At 60.5% G+C, this 22,598-nt stretch carries 23 protein-coding genes and 1 pseudogene; 9 read left to right on the forward strand and 15 right to left on the reverse strand.

Features of this window, described 5'->3' with window-relative positions:
- Positions 1 to 187 precede the first annotated feature (187 nt).
- On the forward strand, positions 188 to 2,311 hold the full coding sequence (gene katE / locus LFL96_RS36425; RefSeq protein ID WP_281004058.1) for a catalase HPII: 2,124 nt from the start codon (positions 188 to 190) through the stop codon (positions 2,309 to 2,311).
- An 81-nt stretch (positions 2,312 to 2,392) separates the two neighbouring features.
- Here the strand turns inward: katE and LFL96_RS36430 are convergent, their stop codons facing one another.
- The 7 genes from LFL96_RS36430 to LFL96_RS36455 are packed head-to-tail and all read right to left on the reverse strand — an operon-like array spanning position 2,393 to position 7,214.
- Positions 2,393 to 4,063, reverse strand: a complete 1,671-nt coding sequence (locus LFL96_RS36430) for an ATP-binding protein (RefSeq protein WP_281004059.1) — start codon at positions 4,061 to 4,063, stop codon at positions 2,393 to 2,395.
- A gap of 1 nt (position 4,064) precedes the next feature.
- Positions 4,065 to 5,066 (reverse strand): ATP-binding SpoIIE family protein phosphatase, encoded by a 1,002-nt coding sequence (locus tag LFL96_RS36435; RefSeq protein WP_348638455.1) that lies wholly within the window; start codon positions 5,064 to 5,066, stop codon positions 4,065 to 4,067.
- A complete protein-coding gene (locus LFL96_RS36440) occupies positions 5,051 to 5,437 on the reverse strand; it encodes an anti-sigma regulatory factor (RefSeq protein ID WP_281004060.1) in 387 nt (128 codons plus the stop codon). The genes LFL96_RS36435 and LFL96_RS36440 overlap by 16 nt, the downstream gene beginning before the upstream one ends.
- Positions 5,438 to 5,448: 11 nt before the next feature.
- Complete coding sequence (locus LFL96_RS36445) at positions 5,449 to 5,832, reverse strand: STAS domain-containing protein (RefSeq protein WP_281004061.1); 384 nt, start codon at positions 5,830 to 5,832, stop codon at positions 5,449 to 5,451.
- 1 nt (position 5,833) lies between these two features.
- Positions 5,834 to 6,538: an STAS domain-containing protein gene (locus LFL96_RS36450; protein WP_348638463.1), complete on the reverse strand. Its 705-nt coding sequence runs from the start codon at positions 6,536 to 6,538 to the stop codon at positions 5,834 to 5,836.
- Positions 6,475 to 6,705: an RsbRD N-terminal domain-containing protein gene (locus tag LFL96_RS37115; RefSeq protein WP_348638456.1), complete on the reverse strand. Its 231-nt coding sequence runs from the start codon at positions 6,703 to 6,705 to the stop codon at positions 6,475 to 6,477. The genes LFL96_RS36450 and LFL96_RS37115 overlap by 64 nt, the downstream gene beginning before the upstream one ends.
- A 56-nt stretch (positions 6,706 to 6,761) precedes the next feature.
- Positions 6,762 to 7,214: a hypothetical protein gene (locus tag LFL96_RS36455; RefSeq protein WP_348638457.1), complete on the reverse strand. Its 453-nt coding sequence runs from the start codon at positions 7,212 to 7,214 to the stop codon at positions 6,762 to 6,764.
- A gap of 590 nt (positions 7,215 to 7,804) precedes the next feature.
- Between LFL96_RS36455 and LFL96_RS36460 the strand changes: the two genes are divergently transcribed.
- The 4 genes from LFL96_RS36460 (at position 7,805) to LFL96_RS36475 (ending at position 9,686) form a co-directional block, all read left to right on the forward strand.
- A complete protein-coding gene (locus tag LFL96_RS36460; RefSeq protein WP_281004062.1) occupies positions 7,805 to 8,020 on the forward strand; it encodes a hypothetical protein in 216 nt (71 codons plus the stop codon).
- 59 nt (positions 8,021 to 8,079) lie between these two features.
- Complete coding sequence (locus tag LFL96_RS36465; RefSeq protein ID WP_281004063.1) at positions 8,080 to 8,709, forward strand: winged helix-turn-helix domain-containing protein; 630 nt, start codon at positions 8,080 to 8,082, stop codon at positions 8,707 to 8,709.
- Between the two features lie 162 nt (positions 8,710 to 8,871).
- Positions 8,872 to 9,099: a hypothetical protein gene (locus tag LFL96_RS36470; RefSeq protein ID WP_281004064.1), complete on the forward strand. Its 228-nt coding sequence runs from the start codon at positions 8,872 to 8,874 to the stop codon at positions 9,097 to 9,099.
- A gap of 26 nt (positions 9,100 to 9,125) precedes the next feature.
- Complete coding sequence (locus LFL96_RS36475) at positions 9,126 to 9,686, forward strand: hypothetical protein (RefSeq protein ID WP_281004065.1); 561 nt, start codon at positions 9,126 to 9,128, stop codon at positions 9,684 to 9,686.
- A 318-nt stretch (positions 9,687 to 10,004) separates the two neighbouring features.
- Here LFL96_RS36475 and LFL96_RS36480 read toward each other — a convergent pair whose 3' ends face one another.
- Complete coding sequence (locus LFL96_RS36480) at positions 10,005 to 10,292, reverse strand: hypothetical protein (RefSeq protein WP_281004066.1); 288 nt, start codon at positions 10,290 to 10,292, stop codon at positions 10,005 to 10,007.
- Positions 10,293 to 10,514: 222 nt separating this feature from the next.
- Here LFL96_RS36480 and LFL96_RS36485 point away from each other — a divergent pair.
- Together LFL96_RS36485 and LFL96_RS36490 are read left to right on the forward strand one after the other, a co-directional pair.
- Positions 10,515 to 11,650 (forward strand): IS3 family transposase gene (locus LFL96_RS36485; RefSeq protein ID WP_281004067.1). Its coding sequence is split into 2 segments (ribosomal slippage): positions 10,515 to 10,773 and positions 10,773 to 11,650, totalling 1,137 coding nucleotides; the frame shifts between segments, so codons are not numbered across the junction.
- Positions 11,651 to 11,742: 92 nt separating this feature from the next.
- Positions 11,743 to 12,102, forward strand: coding sequence for a DUF3022 domain-containing protein (locus tag LFL96_RS36490; protein WP_281004068.1), 360 nt, complete (start codon positions 11,743 to 11,745; stop codon positions 12,100 to 12,102).
- A gap of 130 nt (positions 12,103 to 12,232) precedes the next feature.
- Here LFL96_RS36490 and LFL96_RS36495 read toward each other — a convergent pair whose 3' ends face one another.
- Positions 12,233 to 12,463: a hypothetical protein gene (locus LFL96_RS36495; protein ID WP_281004069.1), complete on the reverse strand. Its 231-nt coding sequence runs from the start codon at positions 12,461 to 12,463 to the stop codon at positions 12,233 to 12,235.
- Positions 12,464 to 12,800: 337 nt separating this feature from the next.
- Here LFL96_RS36495 and LFL96_RS36500 point away from each other — a divergent pair, with 337 nt between their 5' ends.
- Positions 12,801 to 13,703, forward strand: coding sequence for an SDR family oxidoreductase (locus tag LFL96_RS36500; protein WP_281004070.1), 903 nt, complete (start codon positions 12,801 to 12,803; stop codon positions 13,701 to 13,703).
- A gap of 264 nt (positions 13,704 to 13,967) precedes the next feature.
- On the opposite strand, the gene LFL96_RS36505 is transcribed toward LFL96_RS36500, so the two are convergent.
- The 4 genes and pseudogenes from LFL96_RS36505 to LFL96_RS36520 all read right to left on the reverse strand — a co-directional run bounded on the left by LFL96_RS36505 (position 13,968) and on the right by LFL96_RS36520 (position 18,726).
- Entirely contained in the window at positions 13,968 to 14,672 is a 705-nt protein-coding gene (locus LFL96_RS36505) for an MgtC/SapB family protein (RefSeq protein ID WP_281004071.1), read from the reverse strand.
- A gap of 83 nt (positions 14,673 to 14,755) precedes the next feature.
- Positions 14,756 to 14,866 (reverse strand): annotated as a pseudogene (locus LFL96_RS36510) (mandelate racemase); the annotation flags it as partial.
- A 397-nt stretch (positions 14,867 to 15,263) separates the two neighbouring features.
- On the reverse strand, positions 15,264 to 17,555 hold the full coding sequence (locus LFL96_RS36515; protein WP_281004072.1) for an FdhF/YdeP family oxidoreductase: 2,292 nt from the start codon (positions 17,553 to 17,555) through the stop codon (positions 15,264 to 15,266).
- 91 nt (positions 17,556 to 17,646) lie between these two features.
- Positions 17,647 to 18,726, reverse strand: coding sequence for a catalase family protein (locus tag LFL96_RS36520; protein WP_281004073.1), 1,080 nt, complete (start codon positions 18,724 to 18,726; stop codon positions 17,647 to 17,649).
- Between the two features lie 283 nt (positions 18,727 to 19,009).
- Between LFL96_RS36520 and LFL96_RS36525 the strand changes: the two genes are divergently transcribed.
- Complete coding sequence (locus LFL96_RS36525; RefSeq protein WP_281004074.1) at positions 19,010 to 20,365, forward strand: Gfo/Idh/MocA family oxidoreductase; 1,356 nt, start codon at positions 19,010 to 19,012, stop codon at positions 20,363 to 20,365.
- A gap of 637 nt (positions 20,366 to 21,002) precedes the next feature.
- On the opposite strand, the gene LFL96_RS36530 is transcribed toward LFL96_RS36525, so the two are convergent.
- Both LFL96_RS36530 and LFL96_RS36535 read right to left on the reverse strand, forming a co-directional pair.
- On the reverse strand, positions 21,003 to 21,656 hold the full coding sequence (locus LFL96_RS36530) for a glycosyltransferase (RefSeq protein ID WP_281004075.1): 654 nt from the start codon (positions 21,654 to 21,656) through the stop codon (positions 21,003 to 21,005).
- The gene (locus LFL96_RS36535; protein ID WP_281004076.1) at positions 21,644 to 22,354 is read right to left on the reverse strand and encodes an SAM-dependent methyltransferase; all 711 of its coding nucleotides are present in this window, start codon (positions 22,352 to 22,354) and stop codon (positions 21,644 to 21,646) included. Before LFL96_RS36535 ends, LFL96_RS36530 begins: the two co-directional genes overlap by 13 nt.
- Positions 22,355 to 22,598: the final 244 nt, after the last annotated feature.

Consider the following 22,598-nt stretch of genomic DNA (forward strand, 5'->3'; position numbering starts at 1 on the left):
GGTCAGCGATTACCGCATCGCGCTAGGGTGCGCCGCGCCCACGTTGGGACCAATCTGCCCGACGCGGACTGCGACTTCATAGCATCAGGAGACGCTGCCGGTTACCAGCCGCGGGTATGTCGTTTGCTCCCGCTAGGCGCGGTTAGACCGGGATTTCCCCGGCGAGCCCGAACGTAAGGAATACCCCATGGCCGGTAAATCCAGTGCAGACACGAGTACACGCAAGCCCGCGAGCAAAGCCGCTTCCGCGAGCAACGCCAAATCGAAAGACCTCGAACAGTTTCGCGCGCATGCGCAAGGCGAGGCGCTGCGTACCAATCAGGGCGTCAAGATCGCCGACAACCAAAACACGTTGCGTGCGGGTCCGCGCGGTCCGTCGTTGCTGGAAGATTTCATCATGCGTGAAAAGATCACGCACTTCGATCACGAGCGTATTCCCGAGCGCATCGTGCATGCGCGCGGCTCGGCGGCGCACGGCGTGTTTCAGGTGTACGAGTCGCAGGGCGAATACACGAAAGCGGCGTTCCTTCAGGACCCGTCCGTGCAAACGCCGGTTTATGTGCGTTTCTCGACGGTGCAGGGGCCGCGTGGTTCGGCCGACACCGTGCGCGACGTGCGCGGCTTCGCGGTCAAGTTCTATACGCAGGAAGGCAATTACGATCTGGTCGGCAACAACATGCCGGTGTTCTTCATTCAGGACGCGGTCAAGTTTCCCGATTTCGTGCATGCGGTGAAGCCCGAGGCGCCGAACGAAATGCCGACCGGCGGTTCCGCGCACGACACCTTCTGGGATTTCGTGTCGCTCGTGCCGGAGTCCGCGCACATGGTGCTGTGGACCATGTCGGACCGCGCGATTCCGCGCAGCCTGCGCACCATGGAAGGCTTCGGCGTACACACGTTCCGCTTCGTCAATGCGCAGGGCAAGGCGCGCTTTGTGAAGTTTCACTGGCGGCCGGTGCTGGGTTCATATTCGCTGTTGTGGGACGAAGCGCAGAAACTCGCGGGCAAGGATCCGGATTTTCATCGGCGCGATTTGTGGGAAGCGATCGAGCGCGGCGATTATCCCGAGTTCGAACTGGGCGTGCAGATCGTCGAGGAAAAAGACGAGCACAAGTTCGATTTCGATCTGCTCGATCCGACCAAGCTGATTCCCGAGGAACTGGTGCCGGTGAAGATCGTCGGCAAGATGACGCTCAACCGCAATCCGGACAACTTCTTCGCCGAGACGGAGCAGGTCGCGTTTCATCCGGGCCATCTCGTGCCGGGAATCGATTTCTCGAACGATCCGCTTCTGCAAGGGCGTCTGTTCTCGTACACCGATACGCAGATCAGCCGGCTCGGCGGCCCCAACTTCCACGAGATTCCGATCAATCGTCCTGTTTGCCCGTTCCACAACAATCAGCGCGACGCGATGCACCGGCAGACGATCAACGTCGGGCAGGCGTCGTATGAGCCGAATTCCGTGAGCGGCGGCTGGCCGAAGGAAACCGATCCGGCGCCGTCGGACGGCGGCTTCGAGAGCTATCAGGAGCGCGTGGAGGGCACGAAGATCCGCGTGCGCAGCGAATCGTTCGCCGATCATTTCTCGCAGGCGGCACTGTTCTACAACAGCATGTCCGAACCGGAGAAGGACCATATCGCCGCGGCGTATCAGTTCGAACTCGGCAAGGTGACGAAGCCGGAGATTCGCGCGCGCGTGGTCAACGAAATTCTCGCCAGTTTCGATGCGCGTCTCGCGGCGAAGGTCGCCGAAGGGCTCGGTCTGCCCGCGCCGAAAAAAGGCACGGCGAAGCTGTCGGGTCCGAAGGCGTCGCCCGCGCTGAGTCTGCTCAATCGCGTGCAACCGGGCATCAAGACCTGCAAGATCGCGCTGCTTGCCGCGCCGGGCTCGGACGGCGCGGCGATCCGCAAGCTGCAGCAGGCGTTGCTCGATGAAGGCGCGACGCCGATGCTGATCGCGCCGACGCTCGCGCCCATCGACGGTATCGCGCCGGACGCGACGATCGCCGGCTTGCCGTCGATCATGTTCGACGCGGTGATCGTGACCGGTGGCGCGGCCGGCGCGAAGCTGCTCGCGCAATCGGGCGATGCCCGGCACTTCGTGCTCGAGGCGTTCAAGCATCTGAAGGCGATCGCGGCGCTGGGCGCGGGGCGCGACGTGCTGGCCGCCGCGCATCTACCGGATAACGCGGACGGCGTGGCGACCGGCGACGACAAGCATCTCGCGGGCGTGCTGAAGGCATTTGTAGAAGCGGCGGGGCAGCATCGCGTGTGGTCGCGGGCGGCGCAGGCGGAGACGGTGCCGGCTTAAGCGAGCGGGAGGTGCATGCTGTCGATGCCGGCGATTGACCGTCGGCATCGATCACAGGCGTCAATCCAAATTCATCAAGTGCTATTTGCCGACCGTCGTCAGGAAGCTGAAGAACTCACGAATCACTAAGGGCTTGGCAAAATACTGGTTGAAACCGGCCGCCGATGCATTGTTCTGGTAATCTGCGCCCGAGTATCCGCTCAGCGCGACCAATGTCAATGACGCATTTGCACAACCCTTCCGCAGCGCTATGGCCACATCGAAACCCGGCATATCTGGCAGACCGAGATCGATAATGCCGACGGTCGGCACAAAGGAGGCGGCAGCTTGTAACGCAGCCGTACCGTCGTAGGCCACTGCGCACAAATACCCGTGCATTTCGAGCAACGCCGCTAGTGCGTCGGCGGAGTCCCTGTTGTCGTCGACGACAAGCACTCTGTGCGCACCTGCGCGATTAACCGGACAGATCACGGTCGTAGTTTCCGTTGCAGGTGGGTCCACCACTGGCAAAGTGATGACGATCCGTGTGCCAGTGCCCACGCCATCGCTGAAGGCCTCGACCGAGCCGCCATGGTCGCGTACGAGTCGCTGCACCACGGTCAAGCCGATACCGAGGCCGGCATCCTGACGGCCGATCGCCGTCGGTGCCTGCGTGAATAAATCGAAGATCCGCGGCAGCATGTCCGGCTCTATGCCCACGCCACGGTCAATTACCTCTACCCTCACCTCTCTGTCGGCACGTACTACCCGAATCTGAATCGTGTCAGGCTGCAACGTGTACCGTGCGGCATTGTGGATGATGTTGTTAAAAACCTGCTTGAGCCGAGCGGTGTCCACGCGCACGAAGACTGGCTCATCCGGGCACTCAACGACGACTTCGTGCCCGCGCCGGTTTAACTCCGGCATTGACATTTCGACGCCGCCGTCAACCAACTCGGCGATGCCGACAACTTCGGTTTGCAAATCGACCTTGCCTCGCGTGATACGTGACACGTCGAGGAGATCGTTGACCATGCGTGACAACAATGCCGTCTGTCGGCCAATGACTGCAATGGAGCGTTCAAGGTGGCCTCGGTCGCCATGTTCTGCCAGTTCAAGAGATAGAGAAATAGCAGCGAGCGGATTGCGTAATTCGTGCGCCAGCATCGCGAGGAACTCGTTTTTGCGCCTGTCCGCGTCCTCGAGGTCAGCTTTTTTCTGCCGCAACTCCTCGAGCGTTAGCATCATTTCACGATTCTGCTGCTCCAGCTCCTCGACCGGCGTCTGCGGCTTGCGCCGGGTCAATTGATCGACCCGCTCGCTCAGTTGACGACCGGATAAACGCGCCGTGCCGCGCGGAAGAAACATCTCCAGCGTTACCGTCGTTCCCTTGCCCGGTTCGGAATGGATGAAGAAACCGTCGGCCATGCGCCGGCTGCCAGGAATGCCAACGCCGCCTGCGCTGGCCTCCTGACGCCTGCCGGACTCGCGCAGCAATTCCTCGACATTGGAGATGCCCGGTCCCCTGTCGCTGATCTCGGCGACGACGCATTGTGAGTCGTCGGCAACTGTCGCGTCGCCGACCAGAAAGGTCAAGGTGCCGCCGCCCGCGAACTGGATCGCATTGCGCGCGATTTCCGATACCGCAGTAACAAAACGGGTGCGCTGCACGTTGTCAAGCCCGAACAGCTCACCTATCTGGCGCGAGCGGTCGCGAATCGCGACAAGGCTCAGGTTCGAACTGATGGCGGTCGAGAGGATTCGATGGCGCATATCAGGCTGCCTTGACAACGATGATCGTGGCATCGTCGGCGTCGCGAGCGAAATCCCGGTGCAAAACGCTGGCGATCAGGCTCGGATGCCGTTGCACGAGACCCGGATGACGGGACAGATTCCAGCGCGTGGACAGGCCGTCGGTCGTTGCGATGAACACGCCGCCCTTGGTCCAGGGCGCCTCGCGCTGGCGCACAGTGCGCATGTTGTAACCGACGGTGCCGTCGGTAGAGATCAGATGTTGAGCGTCGTCACCCGCCGTCACAATGGCGACGATATTGCCGACCCCGGCAAACGACAACGTGCGGTTCACCGCATCAAACATCGCGATGGCCATTACTGCGCCGCGCGTGGCCCTGATGCCCTGATGCGCGCGGCGCAATACGTCGGCCGGCTGATCGCGCGGGTCGGCCTCGTGAAACACGTCGACCGCGCGATTCGATGCCTCGGCCGCCATCGGCCCATGCCCGAGACCGTCGAGCAGCGTCACCCACAGACTGTCACCCACTCGGCGCACGCTCCACGTGTCGCCACATACGTCCTGGCCAAATTTCGGGGTCGACCTGGCGCCGATCTGGAAGCGCTCGATGCTTACATTCGCCACTCCCGGTGCATTGGCAATATGTGCGAGCAAGGCGGTGCCGCTACCCGCAATCGAATAGATGTCAAACAGAGTGGAATGCCGCTTGATGGTGCCGAGCCCCGCGCCGAGACTGCCCCCGGTCGAAAAGCCGTCGATCATCGCGGACGTCAGATTGGCGATACCGGGCCCGCGATCCAGCGCGATCATTTCGAGCGCCTGGGTGCCGCCTTCGTCGTAACTTCTGAGCGTGATCTCGCCCTGCCCCGCGTATTTGAGAATATTGGTCGCCGCTTCCGTGACGATCAGGGCCGCATCGGCCTGGCGTTTCTCCGACAGGCCGGCCACGTGCGCCATATGAATTGCCCGCCGACGTACTTCCGCCACGCCACTCTTGTCCGTCAGGCTTAGCGTCGCTTCCATTGAATAATACTCACTCGGGTGCCCTGTCCAACCGTGGACGTAATTTCAAACTCGCTAACAAGCCGACGCGCTCCGCCCAGTCCGAGACCCATGCTTTTGGCGGTACTGAAGCCGTCCTCCAGCGCGCGCTCGATGTCCGGTATGCCCGGGCCCGCATCCTCGAAAACCAGTTTTATCCCGGTCCGGCCAGCCTGGCTGACCTCCGAAATTGTCAACGTCCCCCCCTTGCCGTGAACCAGCGTGTTTCGGGCGAGTTCGCTCGCGGCCGTTACGAATTTCGTCCGTTCGAGCGTGCCAAACGTGAGGCGAGCGGCCCAATCCTGTACGGTCTTGCGAGCGAGGTTGACCTGGTCGCCCGAACGGATTTCCATTACGACTTCGGCTAAGTTAGCGATGGCGGCTCCCCTGCGTCGTCCAGCGATGCGCGGAGTAGAGCCATGCCCTTGTCGATGTCGAGCGCGGTGCGGATGCCGTGAAGCGACATGCCCAATTCCACTAGCGTAATCGCCACAGCAGGCCGCATGCCTACCAGGACGGTGGCGGCGTCCATCACGCGCGCCATGGCCGCGATATGGCCCAACGTGCGTCCAATGAAGGAATCGACGATTTCCAGTGCGGAAATATCGATCAGAACGCCCTTCGCACGCGTGCGCTCGATACGCGACGTAAGATCGTCCTGCAGACTCAGGACCAATTCGTCATGGAGCTCGACCTGAATCGACACCAGCAGAAAATCGCCAAGCTTCAGGACTGGAATCTGTTCCATGTCAAATGTCCCGGCTCACCGGCGCAACCTTACCGACCGCCAATCCGACGCGTCGCAGTGCGACCTTCAGCGCTTCGGCCAAGGTAGCCTTTGTGACCACGTCGCCGAGGTCGACGCCGAGATGGACGATGGTTTGGGCAATCTGCGGGCGGATGCCGCTGATGATGCACTCGGCGCCCATTAACCGTGCAGCTGCAACAGTCTTCAGCAGATGCTGCGCGACCAGCGTATCGACGGTCGGCACGCCGGTAATGTCGATGATTGCGATTGCGGCCTCGCTCTCGACGATCGCGCCGAGCAGGCTTTCCATCACGACCTGGGTGCGCTCGCTGTCGAGCGTTCCGATCAGGGGCAATGCGACGATCGATTCCCACAGACGGACAACCGGCGTGGTCAGATCGAGCAATTCCTGCTGCTGGCGCTCGATGATTTCCTGACGCGTCCGTTGATAGGCCTCGACCGTCAGCAGGCCGAGCTTGTCGAGCGTTAAGGTCAGCTTCCAGACTTCGTCGGCAAGACGGGCGGTGTCTTTTGGAATTTCCTTGCGCAGCGCATCAAACAGCGGTTTTTTCAGCGAGAAGATGAAGGTGGCTGTTTCGGCCGGCGAGAAACCCTGAATGACGCGTTCCCGCGACAGCGCGATCAGATGGACCTTGATAGGTTGCCATGCATCGCCGGAGAGATCCTCGTCGTAGTCGCTTCTGATCGCGCGCGCGAAGAGAGCGACAGGAACACGCGCGACGCCTCGGTCAGCTCACCTTCCGAGATGACACCCTGGCGGGCATTGCTGGTCAGTTGCTCCTGGACCCAAGCCGTCAGGATGGCGACTTCGTTCTTTTCCAGAATCGCAGCCAGATTTGTCTGATCACTCAATGTTCGCTCCCAATTAGATAGGCCTGTGGGTATCTCCGCGGATACTTCTACCCACACTACAGGTGCCACATCATACAGTGCGGTGAGTTGACGTTATGACTTTCTTGTGTATCGGAGGCGTCGTTACGCACTTTGGAGCCTCGATGGCGCGTACAGATGCTGCAGGGTCGCTCAAACAAGGGCGCGAGGCTGAACATCAGCGCGGCACGCACATGAACAGGTCGGACCTTCATGCCGATCGCGAAGCCGCCGAGGATCGCGAGGAACGACAACGCTGTCTTGCCGATCAGGATGCGCAGCGTGAGGAGCCGCAGGCCGAATTTTCGCTTCTCGTAGCGTCGCGATGACCTGAGGAATGCCACTGCCTTCCGATCCAGCAAACCAGCTGGCGCGTGACCCACACGCTGAACGCAGCGATCGCCCGCGTGATCAGTAGCAGCGACCACCACCTTTGTGGCGGTCATCCGCAAGAAGATCCCATAGCGGAAATCGATGAGCCGCGCGTACATGACCGCGACGAGCCCGGTCGCGACTGCGCCGAGCTAGAACACGCCGAAATAGAGCCAACGCCGCCGTCCGCGCTGATGAGAAATATTGGAAACTGACATCGGGTGTGCATCTGCTCGTGGCCGGAGCGCTCGCCACGTGGGTCCCGGCGAGCGGATGGCATCATCTTTCCTCGTCGGTCATCCCGCGCTCGCGATGGGATGGGGGGCGCTCCTCGGACCGCTCGTCGCAGTAGCGTCACTCACCTGCTCGTTCGGCAAAATACCTCTAGCAGGCATGCTGTGAAACGGCGATATCAGGTTTGGTGGCGTCGCGTCATTCATTAACTACACTCGGTGCTGAATATTGTCTTTGGCGCACTCTTTGTGACTTTCGCCATCGTGTTTTTCAGGACTGGCGGCCCCGACATGCTGTGGATGATGAACGGCAAGACTACCGCACGCGACCATAAACTTACGAGCTGCCAGAGTCGAACTCGCGCTGACATCTGAATGGAATGATTTGTGAACCACAATTGGCATCCGGCGCAGGCGCAAGTAAGATAGCTATGCCCTATTGACTGGTTGTGGATATTGCTCAACTAGGAGACGCGATGGCATCCCCTTTACCAGCCAAAGACGTGACGTCGGTACTGATTGCCGCGATTGGCATCCTATTCCACCCCCGTCCCGATCGCGAGGTATTGAAGGCGACCTGGGAACTCATCCTTGGTGCCATAGCTATCGACAGCGTACAGAACGACGACACGAAAGTCGTCGGACGCGAAGCTGGCGCTCGCGCAAATGCTACTGGATATACTGAACAGTGATTCGCCTGCATCAAAGCCGTCCTCGCCCTAAACACGTGCGCAACCGCTGAGGAAGGGTTATGAGCCGATCTCCTGGCACCTCATCATCTGCCATAAGAAGACGCCATGCCGCTCGACTACTCGCCAACGGACACAGCGTCCAAAGTGTGGCCGACGCAGTAGGCATTTCCGTCGATACGGCCCGACGATTCAAAGCGATTGTTGATTCCGGGGGTATCAAGGCGATCGATGAGATCAGCGTGGGCGGCAAGGGAGCATCCCTGGATGACGCGGCGCGCACATGGATTGTCCAAACTGTTCGGGGATCGCCGCGCCTTCACGGCTTCGAGGTCGATCAATGGACATGCCCAAAGCTTGTGACAGTCATCGAGCGTCAGTTAGGGATGCGCTACTCGACCGTCTACGTTCGGCAACTGACGATTGATCTTGGCGTCCATGATCGGATGCGAACAAGCAAGCAGCCCTACAATCGCCCGCCTCGCGTCCTTGACGACAAGGCGCTCTCCTGGATAGCCGCAACGGTGCGGCATTCGCCGCGAGTGCACGATTTCGATTTTGGCTTCTGGACCACCCCTCGGCTGATCGCGCTCATCGAGCGGAAGTTTGGCGTACGATATTCCCGCCGGTACGTGTGGCAGATCGTCGTCGAATTAGGTCTTGGTCACCTGCTCACCCGGCTGCGCAAATAGGCGCCGGGAGCGTTGCCCGAGTGTTGCGAGGTCTGGCGCGCTTTAGCGTCCTATGAGTCTTGATGCCATGTTTTCGTCCGCGTACGCTAATGCCGCACCGCGCCCACACGGAACTCGCACTCTGGCGATCCGGAACTTGCAACGCGCGACGGGGAGGATGGGATGAAACTGTCTCACAGGCTGGCAGATCCGGACAATGCCGGACCGGCGTGGGGTCTTGCCCTCGACGTCTTCATGGCTGTCGTCGGAGCGGGACTATGGTTTTACGCGACGGCTTCAGAGCCCCTCGATCATCGCGATGAATCCGTCGCCGCAACGGCGCTTCTCGTCGGATTATTTCTCGCCGACTACTCAGCTCGCGAACTTCATCATCAACGCCGTCGACGGTAAGTTAACTCGACCTCCGCATACTCTCAATGCCCTACGAAGACAGAAGCCTTGATGACGTAGCCCGCGCCGAGTTGCTGTGTTACCTCGTAGTCACGCAGCTCGTCGCTCGGGCTCGAGTCGGAGAATGGCTGCGAACGGATCATCTCGTCGAATCGACACGCATCTGGTTGACGGATAAAAAACGGCATTCCGACTGGAATGAGCGGGTCGATCTCGCCCAGCAATCAGGGGACGTTGCGAAACTGATCGTAACGCTCCCAAGCCTGCAAAACGAACGCGTCCTTGCCAGGCTATTTCTGGACGGTTGGCGACTCAACTATGGATCACCCGTCGTCCAGGGCATCCTCGATGTGTGTAACGGTCGGCTTATGCGAAACCGGCATGAAATTGCCCGAAGGAATGCAACCGGATGGCCCCCACAAAATCGTTCTGGCAACCGTGAGGCGATGGCTTTGGAACTGGCCGTGCGCGCTACACGACGTGCCCAGGGAAAGCGAAACCCGGAGGACGTTCCGGTCGACTCCCCGGAGTGGAATGAAATCCTTGACGATTTTCTGCTGGACCTTTATCGGGCCAAAGGTGGGTGACGTACCACGTCATCCTTCATCCCCCTTGAATGTTCAGACCGTTGAGTTAATACTGGTCCTGTCGCCGGTTTTCCGGCCGGCGATGCCTCTTAAGCCCGAGGGCCGTTTCAACGCGGCCCTCTTTTTTTGTGCTTGGAGATTCGAGCTTGCTGCATCAAATTCTGGAGAGCATACTTTGCACGTCGCACCTCCCTGCGACACTTTCTCGTAGTGAGCTCAGCCCGCGTCCAGCGGGCTTTTTTTATCTATGCGTCATTGCTGATCGCAACCGTGAGAAACGCAATACAGTGCCCAAAGCCGAACCGTTTGATGGACCGTCTACTGGCTTGCCTCGCTTGCCGGCGTGCTCACGACGGGCGCTTCGCTGGCCGCCACGTCGGGCATACTGGCTGCCGCGCCAGCGGCGTCGTTCGCGCGCTTGGCTGCGTCGCTGATGCCGGCCGTTCCACTCAGACCGGCGGATTTGCTCATCACACCACTGCTGCCAGCATTCAAGGCGGCCGGATTGCCGTTGTCGGCCCGTTTGCAGCCACCGGTCATTGCCGCGACGACAATCGCGAAGACCGCGAGGTCGCCGACACTTTGCTTTCTCATCGCCTGATTCATGAGGGGGATCCTCAATGCGTGCCTGCCGCCGGCGAACGGGGATCGCCTGCCTGGGTGCCTTGCCACGGTTGTGGTTTTAGCATCGACCGTACCCGATCTGCGGTGCCCGCGTACGGGTCCTGATATATGGTTTCCAAGTGCGCAAGGTATGGCAGTTGCTGGGTAGTGGTCCAATACTCCTGGACACCTCTAAAGGGGATAATCCTCCAACTGCGGTGAGAGATGAGCAGACGGAACCTGACGGAAGAATTCAAGGCTGAGGCGGTGCAACTGGTCGTTGCACAGGGCTATTCGATCACGAAGGCCTGCGAGGCCATGGGTGTAGGCGATACGGCGTTGCGACGCTGGGTGGCGCAGTGGCGTGCGCAGCAGGCTGAGCCGCCGCGTACCGAGATACAGGTCATGGCCGACCAGCGCCGCATTCGGGAGCTGGAAGCCCGCGTGATGGAGCTCGAACGGGAGCGCGAGATACTAAAAAAGTCTACGGCCTTCTTCGTCAAGGAAATGGATCGCTCCTCGAAGTGATCCGTTCGCTGAAGAAGGCCTGGCCGGTGAGTCTGATGTGCCGCCTGCTGAACGTGCCGCGAAGCAGCTATTACGCGTTTGCCAGCCGGCCCGCCAAAGCGGGCGTATCGCCCGCGCTGCTCAAGGACATGCGCCAGATCCATATCGAAAGCCGGCGCAGTTACGGCAGTCGCAGGATGTCGCGGGCCCAGCAGTTGCAAGGTCATGCGATCGGACGGCATCGGGCCCGCTCGCTGATGCGTGAGGCGCAACTGGCGGTCGCGCGTCGCCGCACGCATCAATACCGCAAGGCTGAAGGTGATGCGCTGATTGCGCCGAACCTGCTCGAGCGCCGGTTCGAACCCGGCGCCGTCAACCGGGTGTGGGCCGGTGACATCACGTACATCAGGACGCGCCAGGGCTGGTCATATCTGGCCATCGTGATGGATCTGCACTCACGACGGATCGTCGGCTGGGCGTTTGCCATGCAGGCAGACACCGAGCTGGTCATCCAGGCGCTGGAGCAGGCCCGACGCAGCCGTCGTCCTGGCAAAGGGCTGATGTTCCATTCGGATCAGGGATGTCAGTACACCAGCGAGCGATTCGTGAACGATCTGAAGGCCAACGGGATCGTTCAGAGCATGAGCAGAAAGGGAAATTGCTGGGACAACGCGGTGGTCGAGCGCTTCTTCAGGAGCCTGAAGAGCGAATGGATCGGCGAGCAGGAGTACGGCAGCCACGATAGCGCCCGACGCGACATCACGGACTTCATCGCTGACTTTTACAACTACAGGCGCATACATTCGGCGGCAGATGGCTTGCCGCCAGTGAGGTACGAAACTTCGATTTATTGAAAAGCCCCTTTGGGGGTGTCCAAAGAGGCTTGACCACTACACTGCCGACGGTGTGGATGCGCAACGGGGATAAATCGCCGCCGGAGGCACAAATGAACGAAGCAGAGCTGAGCCAGCGCCTTGAGGAAATCGAACTGGCGCTGGCTGCCATTGTCGATTCGCCGAAAGCGCCCTTCGTCAGCAGCTCTGACGGAGGTGACCGCGTGTTCCTGCAATTGTCGTGGGTGGTCGACTCGCATCGCGACACGTCGCTCGACGCCCGGTGCGTTGTCACGCTCGCGTTGCGGCGCGATCAGCTTGACCGCTATGCGTCGCTAGATACCGCGAAGCGGCGTGCGTTTCAGGAAAAGCTGGGCGCGTGGGTCCGGGAACGCTTCGACGAACGGCAGAATCCGCCAGCGCTTCAGGGCGATTGCGCGGTGGAACTGGATGTGCCGGACGGCTTCGTGTGATTAGATAGCCGCTGGTGTTCAACTGCGGCCGATAGCAATTCGCGGCGATCGGCGGCCTCTACTTTCTGCAAACGACGGTCCAAAACTACAAAGGCCGGTACGCGAGGCGTAACGGCCTTCTGGCGTACCTTCACTTACTTTTGCCGCCGCCGTCGATTCCCGCGCCAGTGCGCCAGACCTTGCGTCCCTCTTCGGAAAGGGTGCCGCTGCTGTGCGTACTGTCGGACTCCGTACCTTTTTCGGCCATGCGTCCGCCCGGTTGCTCCTGCGCTTTCTGCCTCGTATGTTTTTCGGCCGCGACCTTCTCGTCGTGGGACTTTCCCGCATGATCGTTTGGTTGGTTGCCCGCGTTATCGTTCATAACACGCTCCGCTGGTGAAATTGACTATTTCTCGTCGCATTCGCCATGCCCAGGCGATAGCGCGCCGGTGATGCGCCACGCTCCGCCAGTTGTTGAGAAACGACCCGAAGAAGTCGCCGATCAGGCGCGGTTTCGCGAAACAAAGGCATTGCATCACCGTTGCTGAAACGCAAGCCGACGATGGCAGCGTTATGGTCGAGAAGGCAAAGGAGGAAACTGGCGGCAGGCTACCGGGTCACCGCGCAAAATGGCTAGGTCGCGCTACGGGAATAGCTGTTGCGGGTGCAACAGGAACAGGCAAACCCTACCGTGCAAATAGCCAGCCAAGGAGCAACCCATGCCTAGCCCCCACGACCAGTTCTCGATGCAGGATCCAACAAAGCAGTACCCGCGGCCGCCGTTCGAACGCCAACCACAGCCCGCGCCGGGCCTCGCGCAACAAATGATTCCGAAGCCTGATCATGGCGAGGACAGTTACAAGGGCTTCGGCAGACTGGCCGGCCGGCGCGCGCTGATCACCGGAGCGGACAGCGGTATCGGCCGCGCGGTCGCTATCGCATTTGCTCGCGAAGGCGCGGACATCGCGCTGAACTATCTGCCTAGCGAGGAAGCGGATGGGCGCGAGGTCGCGAAGCTCGTCGAAGCGGTAGGCCGCAAGGCGATCGTGTTTCCGGGTGACGTCGCCGACGAAGCATTCTGCAAGCAACTCGTAGAGCGCTCGGTTGCACAGCTCGGCGGCCTCGACATTCTTGTGAATGTCGCGGGCAAGCAGGTCTACGTCGAGGATATTGCGGATTTGCCAACGGAACAATTCGAGGCCACGTTCCGCACTAACGTGTTCGCAATGTTCTGGCTGTGCAAGGCGGCGCTGCCGCATCTGCCGCCCGGCGCGACCATCATCAATACGACTTCGATACAGAGTTATCAACCGAGCCCGGGGCTGCTGGATTACGCGTCGACCAAGGCGGCCATCACGGCGTTCACGCATGCCCTGGCGAAGCAGGTGATCGGCAAGGGCGTCCGCGTGAACGCCGTCGCGCCGGGTCCGGTCTGGACACCGTTGCAACCAAGCGGTGGACAGCCGCAGGATAAGGTCGAGCAGTTCGGCTCTGAAGTCCCGATGAAGCGTCCGGGACAACCGGCGGAACTCGCGCCCGTGTATGTACTGCTGGCGTCGCAGGAGTCGAGCTTTGTGACGGGGGAGATATACGGCGTGACCGGTGGCAATCATCTGCCGTAGCCGACGAGAAATGTTCAATGGGAAGAACGACGCGCACGGCATCGCTCTATTACCGGCGAACTGGTGCGCGCATTCACCTTGGCTGGTAGCGCCTTCGTCGAATTGGACGGATGCGCGACGAACTCGCGAGTCACGTCCCGCTCAAAAATCACACTGTATGGATGAAGTCGGCATCCAGGCCTATCTCAATTTTTCTGTTTGAGCAAGCACGTAAGTGATGCATAAAGAGATCTGATTCTGAGGCCGCTATCGCGGCTGTGCTTGCTATCGACTGTTAGAATATCGTGCGGTTAGTGCTCCGGAGGCAATCGCGATTTCCAGCAGGCGTGGCTGCGAGGCGATGTGTCGCGTTCCCCACCATCGGACTTCAAGCGTTTCCTCATAACCCGCAGGCTCTGTTCGGACTGACGCGGAGACCGCTACGGCGCTGCAGCCAGCGAGTCTTAACGCTTCGAGGAGTCGGTCGCGCAAAAGGTCACTGTCGTACTCGACCGTCAGAAAGGTCGTTTGATGCCGGGGGATGCGCTCTTCGACGCTTTTCAGAAACCATAATGTCACCACGCCCAGAACAGAAGTCGTCATCCCTAGAGCAAGCTGCCCACCGCCAAAACAAAGGCCAACTACTGTCACGATCCACAACGTAGCCGCAGTGGTAACGCCTCTGACAAAACCGTCTTTTCGCAGGATTACGCCTCCGCCGATAAATCCAACGCCGGAAAGAATCCCCAAAGGCAGACGCATCAGATCCAGTACGGCGAATGAGTCGGAATGCTTGCCCGCCTGTGCGAGCAGGGCATTGACCTGAAGCATTGCGGTACATGCGGCAATACAAACCAGAAGCGTCGTCCGAAGACCAGCGACCTTTCCTGATTCACCTCGATTAATTCCGAACAACGCGCCCGCTATAGTAGCGAGTGCCAGTCTAACGGCAATGTCGAGCCACGATAATGTCAAAGGCATTAAAGCCACAACAACCTCCGCTCATTTTAGCTACGTGACTGAATATGTGCAGATTGTTCACTCGGATATTCAATCGCGAGCAAGTTTCAATCCGCTAACTGCTCCTGCAGGCGTGCGTCCGTGTAGGAGGTGAAGCCCCCGCTGCCGTAGAGCGGTACACATTCGCGCGCGGCGCCAAGTAGCGCAACCAGTGGCATGTCGAGCTTGCTTGGCTTTGAGATCAACGGCCTTCGGTGCGATGGCGCCCGTCGTCGGCGACAGCACCGAGCATTTACGTTCTACCGACCTGCGCGCGATCGCTGTGTCCACCCTGAAACTGTGCCGCCGGGCTTGACTGCGCCGTGATCTTTGTTTTAACGCGACCGACGCAGCGTCGCATCGCTTGCGTAGGGTAGAATCGGCACGGGGTGAGGGGAAGACAACAATGAAAATGATCGGACACAAACCTCAATTGCGCCACCTGTCACAGATTACTTCTAACTGTGAAACTTGGGTTTGCCATCGTTGTTCGCAATACTCTTCTTTCCAGATAGGTCTGCCCTGCTTTTTGCCATAGTTGGCTGCTCAATCGACGGATCGAATTAGACGCTCTCGCTGTGGTCACCGATTCAAACTTCTCAGCCGCACAGGTATCGATTTCGAGGCCGGCACGAGACTGTCTTTCGCATGATGCCATAGCGGGATCAACCGGTTACATTCGGGGTAGTAGCCCATAACGCAACCAGCCGGAATGTCGAAAGCGTGCACATGCATGCCGTGCACCTCGCGCGTCACGTCATCGGTAGAGGCGGTCGCGACGCTTACTTCGTCACCCTCGGCAAGATTGAGCCTCGCCATGTCGTCGCGGTGCATCAGCAGGACGTCACGCGTGCCCACAACCCCGCGAAAGCGGTCGTCCAGCGCATACACAGTGGTGTTGAACTGACTGTCGCCACGCGTCGTCATCAGCTGTAGCACATCCGGACTGCTGGACGTCATGTCGGCGTCTTCGTCAAGCGTGTCCGGCACAACAAAATTCGCCCTGCCGTTCGGTGTCTTCCATTCGCGAGAAGCGGCCGGTATCGGTCGATGAAATCCGCCTAGCTCGCGAAAACGCTTATTGAAATCGGCAAACTGATCGGGATAAGTGTGTTCGATCGCGTCGCGGATCGTCGCATAGTCGGCGACCCATGCGTCCCAGTCCACATTCGGGTTGGACGGAAGCAACGCCTTGGCGATGCCGGCGACGATAGCCGGTTCCGAGAGCAGCATGTCGCCGGCCGGCGCCGCGTAGCCGTGCGAACCGTGCACGCAGGCAGTGCTGTCCTCGACACTCACCCACTGCTCGCCGCTTGCTTGCCGGTCGATTTCGATACGTCCCAGGCAGGGCAGCAGATAGGCGACTTCGCCGTGCAGCAGATGGCTGCGATTAAGCTTCGTCGCAATCTGTACCGTTAGTCTGAGCGAGCGCCATGCGGCGTCCATCACCTGGTGATCTGGAATCGCGACCTGGAAATTTCCGCCAAGCCCGATAAAAGCTTTCACCTTGCCATCGAGTACCCCTTGGCAAGCCTCCACGGTGCTCGTACCTTTCTTGCGCGGGGGCTCGAATCCATAGAGTTGCTTCAGCTTGTCGAGCGGCGCGAGTTCGGGCTTCTCGGTGATGCCGACCGTGCGTTGTCCCTGTACGTTGGAATGGCCGCGAATCGGACAGATGCCGGCGCCGGGCCGGCCGATATTGCCCCTCAGCAGGAGCAGATTGGACAGCATCTGCACGTTCTGCACGCCGCTCCGATGCTGGGTAATGCCCATGCCATACAGCACCATCACGGCCTTCGCCCGCGCGTATTCGGCGGCTGCAGCCGTGAGCGCATCGCGCGTCAGTTGCGAGCGTGCCTCGATCTCTTTCCAGGTCGTCGCACGCATCGCGGCGGCAAACTCTTCAAAACCTTCCGTGTGTTCGGCGATGAACGGCGCGTCGAGCACGCGCGGCTTGCCCTCGAGTTGCGCCGCGTCGTCCCACTCGATGAGCAGCTTGCACAGACCGGCGATCGCCGACGCGTCACCGGCGATGCGTACCTGGTGATACTGGGTGCTGATCTGTGTCTCGGCCGGCGTCAGCATCTCCAGCGGCGACTGCGGATTGGCGAAAGTGACCAGCCCACGCTCCCGTATCGGATTGAACGTAATGATCTGTGCGCCGCGTTTGCGCGCGTCCTGCAACTGATGCAGCATGCGGGGCGCGTTCGTGCCGGTGTTATGGCCGAAAAAAAACATGCAGTCCGTATGCTCGAAGTCGTCGAGCGTAACAGTGCCGACCGGCGAACCTATTGTCTTCGGCAGTGCCACCGAGGTACTTTCGTGACACATGTTTGAACTGTCGGGCAGGTTGTTCGTGCCGTACATGCGCGCGAGCAACTGATAAAGATAGGAAGTCTCCAGTGATGCTCTCCCGGATGCATAGAAGACGGCTTCGTCGGGATCGAGCGCCCGCAACTCCTTTGCTATATCCACGAACGCGTACTCCCACGTCGTCGCCACGTAGCGGTCGGTGGCAGCATCCCAACGCATCGGCATGGTGAGACGCCCGGACGATTCAAGTTCCAGGCCACTCCACGACTCGAGTTCGGACAGCGTGTGGTGGGCAAAAAAATCAGGCGCAATGTGCTTGCTGGTGATCTCCCATGCGGTCGCTTTCGCGCCGTTCTCACAAAATTCGAACAGGTGCGGATCAGCGGGCTTCGCCCATGAACAACTCACACATGCAAATCCGTCCGGCTTGTTCTGATGAGACAGAATCGCACTGCCGTGGAGGGCGACATGTTCCTGAATCAGGATCGTTGCGACCGCCTTGACGGAGCCCCACCCACCTGCCGCATGCTTGTACGGTTTAATCGCGGTATCAGTGCTCATGCCGTTCGCTCCTTGTGTCTTCGGTCGTTTGAACAGTTCGCTGCCTGCTTGCACGGCTGTGCGTCCGCCGACCTGCAGCATGCCGACCTTGCTACTCCTTCACCGGGCAGCCATTGAAATGTCCCCTGAACGTGGAGGACATTTCGTAGGCCGACCTGCGCGAGCGCATGATGCCGCCAAGCGGTCGATGTGCGGCCAGGCCGTGCCACGGGCTGAATGACATGCCGTCGTCAATGGCCGCCGAGCGCGCGTCTGTCCAAGCAGCTTGAGGCGCCACGCGGATGCGCGCGACCGCAAGGTAAGGACTTTCCTCTTCTGGCCATTGCATAGATGCGTCTTCCACCGGCATTTTTTTGATGTCGGTGGCAAGCTGAACGCGTACCTCCCACTCCCCGCCCTGCGTGACGAAAAATTCGTTTACCGCGTCGCGTAACGCATCAGGGTGACCATCCACATCAAGTGGCGCATCGGTCAATGCAGTCAGGTCTGCAGAAACGGGCACCACGCTGAGCTTGGCGAAATATGGCCCATAGAGAACCGGCACGACTGTGTAAAACGTCTCGCCGAGAATGTGCGTTTCCGGGTGCCCGCCCAGACTCTTGAGCGTGCCGCTCTCGCCGCCCACTGCCTCAACCACCTTTTCCGCGCCACGTAGCACGGCCGACAGGATTTTCTTGCCGGTCGGCGCGCGGTCGGTTGTTTTGGCAAGGAGCCTCAGGTTCGTGAGAAACGCCTTGGGCGTTGCTGCCGTAAAGGCGGGCGCGTTGACTATGACGAAATCCTGACTTGTCCCGGTTTCGCTGCCCGGCAAACGCGCACCGTCGACGTCGAGAATCTTCAGTGCGAGACCGCGCGGTGTCGAGACGCTGTCGTCGAGCAGGTCCCCGGGATTGGTTGACAACCGCATCACGACCTTGTGGGTCCCGGGTTTCGCAAACACTCCTTGAGCAAGTTCGGGCGGCAGCCCGGCAAGCACCGTCATTTCACCGTCGAGCAGGCCGTGACTTTTGGCATGTACGCTGCGAACGCCGTGTTGGTAGTGCTGGGAAGTCGGTTCCAGAATCCCGTGCATGACTTCAACCAGTTGTCTGGTGGTTTCGGCTTCATCTTCGGGAATCTGTTCGATCGTCGTATTGAACAGCAGCGGGTGGACGGTGAGAGGGGTGGTCATAGAAACTCCGCGTCGATATTCGGCTCCCCATATTTCGCGCAACAGCCGTGCCTGTTCTTCGAATCCCGTTTTGCCCTCGCCTCGCGAAAAAATAGGCGTCGCTCCTGCCCGACTGAAGAGTAACTGACGCGTAACTAACACGCGTAATCCGACAGCGTTGCGGGCACACTGTCAAGCGTCTGCAAGGAACGGCCCTTGCGCGCACGGCAGGCAATCGCCGATCGAGACAATGCGTCGGAGCGCCGCTCTCACGCGGGCGGCGATTCTGCCTCGGAGCATCCCGATGACGAACTCCTATCCTCCCGTCAAAAATCCCACCGACGTTCGCCCCACCGACGACGATTCCACGCATCCCACGCCCTCCCCCGACGGCTCTCCATCCCATCCGCGCCGCGGCTTTCTGCAGCGCACCGGCACCGGCGTCGCCGCGTTGCTGATGGCCGGCGCGAGTGGCAAGACGTTGGCCGCCGCTGCGACGCCGGGCTCGCCGAATACCGTCAAGCTGTCGCTGATCCAGGACCCGCACACCGAGCAGGCGGAGAACACCCCCGACCCGAACGCCGAACCGGACCGTCGCGTCGGCTATGCAATCGTCGGACTGGGACGACTGTCGCTGAATCAGATCCTGCCCGCGCTGTCCGCATCGAAGTACTCGAAAGTCGTGGCGCTTGTCAGCGGCGACCCCGACAAGGCCAGAAAAATCGCCCGTCAGTACGGCGTTCGCGAAAGCGCTCTTTATGACTACACGACCTACGAAAGGCTGGCGGACAACCCCGAGGTCCAGGTGGTCTACGTCGTCTTGCCGAACGGCATGCATGCGGAGTACACGGTACGCGCGGCGGCGATCGGCAAACATGTGCTCTGCGAAAAACCGATGGCCAACAGCAGCGCCGAATGCCGTCAGATGATCGAAGCATGCAGGAAAGCGAATCGTCTGCTGATGATCGCGTATCGCAGCCAGTACGAACCGATGGACCGCATGGTCGCGCGTTGGGTCAGGGAAAAGCGGCTTGGGCCGTTGAGCGAATTCATCGCCGGCAACTCGCAGAATGTCGGCGATCCAGCGCAATGGCGACTGAAGCGCGCGCTCGCGGGCGGCGGCCCGCTGCCGGACGTTGGCATCTACTGCGTGAATGCCGCGCGTTTTCTGAGTAATGAAGAGCCGTATGAAGTGATCGCCACGACGTATCAGCCGGCCGACGACCCGCGCTTCAGGGAAGTCGAGCAGTCTGTGCATTTCGTGCTGCGTTTTCCCAGCGGACTCACGGCCACCTGCATGGCGAGCTACGCGAATCACGATTCGCGGTTCTTCCGCCTGCAGGGCGCGCAGGCGTGGGCCGAACTGAATCCCGCGTTCGGCTACAACGGGCTACAACTGCGACGTGGAGAACTGGTAGAGGGCAAGAACGCGGCAACGCAGATCGTTGTCGACCCGGTCGATCAATTCGCTCGCGAAATCGACCACATGTCGCTTTGCGTGGTGCGCGGGCAAACGCCGCACACGCCGGGCGAGGAAGGCTTACAGGATCAACGCATCGTCGAGGCGATTTACGAATCGGCGCGCAGCGGACGGGCAATCAAGATCGCCGCGCCGGACGGGCCCACTCGGGGACCGGCCCCTGACGAAGAAAACTTCTGAGCGCAGCACTCTGCCCACGCCGTTCTTAATCGGTCGCAGCGTCCATCGCTACAGACCCGAATCTGGGGAAAAACGGATGCGGAACCTGTCGGTTTAGCAACTATCCATGTCGCTGGGCGCGGAGCCGGTCACGTTCGCCCTCTCGCCGGCGGCGCTGTGGCTCGGCGGGTTCGGACTGGTTTTATCTTCGACAACGATCTGGTCCGCGAGATTCAATGCGTGCCGTTTCCTATATCGCGCGCGAGAAAGGCCGCTGTTCGGCTACTTGACGTCTACGCGACCCGATTTGGGGAACCGGCGGCCAGCACGCGCCCACCCGGATCGCCAGCGCGTGGCCCCACGTCAAGGGCCCAGTCCGTCTGTCCCCCGCATGCATGTTCCGCTCGATGATCACCTCGGTGCTTCCCGCATTGGCGAAACGCTGCAACCAGACCATCGATGAGCTGCGTCCGACGCGTTCGGCCTGTAGAGATTTCGGGAGGTCGCTTGATCCTGGCCTATCGCTCGGGGCAACTGGGGCATGGGCTCCGCTGTCCACTCAACGCAGCGAGTTTAACGTCTCGCCCAGTCGTTTCGAACGCGTGAGCCTGCGGCCATAACGGTTTATCGCACGACACACGTTTTTCCGATGCCTTCATCAGACCGCGGCCATGGCGACAAGCGTATCGCCAAACCCCCCGCGAGCCCGCGCAGCAGTACGGGCGCTCGTGATGACACGAGGCGCAGCGCTCCAGGCGATATGTGCACCGATCGCAATCAGGCGGTCGACCAGCGCAACGTCCTCGCTACACGTCAGGGGCGGAAATCCCCCGGCGCGCAGATATGCGTGCGCCGATACACCGAGGTTGGCGCCGTGAATGTGCCGGTGACCGTCGGCATCCGTATACGTCTTCTGAAAATGCTCGCGTACGCTTTCCGGATGCTCGCTCCAGTCGTCAACCGCAATTGAACCGCACACGGCATCCGCATTGAGCGCGAGCTGCGAAGTCAGCCAGCGGGCCGAGACACGGCTGTCTGCGTCGGTAAATGCGAGCCAGCGCGCGCCGTGGGCGAGCAGCCAGTCGGCACCCGTCGCGCGTGCGATGCCGACATTGCGTGCGTCCAGACTCAATGTTTCAACACCGTATGCGCGGGCGATCGCCCCGCTGAAATCATCACACGCATCCAGAACGACCATAATGCGTACGGGTTCTGCTGCCAGATCCTCATGCCGGGACGCAGTGATCAGGGCCGCGAGGCACGGCGCAAGCAACGCCTCTTCATTGTGCGCTGGGACAATTACGCCGAGCATACAAGCCCCTCTCGTTGGGCCACGGAGCGCGCATCGCGCGACCAGACGTCGATCCGTATGTCGTCGTCGACATGACGTGTCAGCCGGGCCAATCCGCAGCATGCATCGAAAAGCGCGTGCGCCGTGTCCGCAGACGCGCGCGCCTCCATAAACGGCCTGCGCCAGTGGCAGGCAAGTAGTGTCCCGTCGGGCGTAAGCGATGTGCTGATGCACGCGGCCAGCGCGCGTAGCTCCGTTGCGTCGAGATAGTAGGCGAATTCGCTGATGACGATCAGATTGAACAGCCCCGCCTCTTGCGGCCAGTCACGCGGCACTGTACGTTGTTCGACGCGTACGTGCGCCACGCCAGCTACTCGCTCACGCGTCAGCTGAACGGCGCGTTCGTGCAAGTCGACAGACAGCAGCGCGCCGCAACGCGACGCAAGCTCGACGGTAAGTTCGCCATTCGCGCAGCCAGGCTCGAAGGCGTTGCGATAATGCTGATGAGGCAGCAACGCGAGAGTCAGGGCGCGCTTGCGCTTCTCGTACCAGCCCTTGCGTAAGTTCCACGGGTCGTCGCTTTCGCGATAAAGGTCGTCAAAGTAATTGGCTGCTCCGCCCGGTCCACCAAATTCCGTGGTGACGTGTCTCGACTTCGCAGGACGCCCGAAGGGGTCGAGGTGACTTCTGGTCAACGGCCGCGCGGATCTTCTGATCATTGTTTCTCCTATCCTCGCCGAAAGGCTTCCTCTTTCAAGTGCTCGGGAATGAAACGTCACGCACCGTCCGCAAATGGTGTACCAGGTACATCCGATGGACCATTAGGTGACAGGAATTGAACGCGCCGTGCTTGACGAGGCCTGCGACGCGAAGCTTGTCTAAAATCGCGCCGGTAGTGCAAAAGACAGCAGGGCCGCTCGTGAATCGGCTATGACGAATCTCGCAACACGGTGGCGGCTATTT

The organism is Paraburkholderia sp. D15 (assembly GCF_029910215.1).
In the GTDB taxonomy this organism is placed as follows: Bacteria; Pseudomonadota; Gammaproteobacteria; order Burkholderiales; family Burkholderiaceae; genus Paraburkholderia.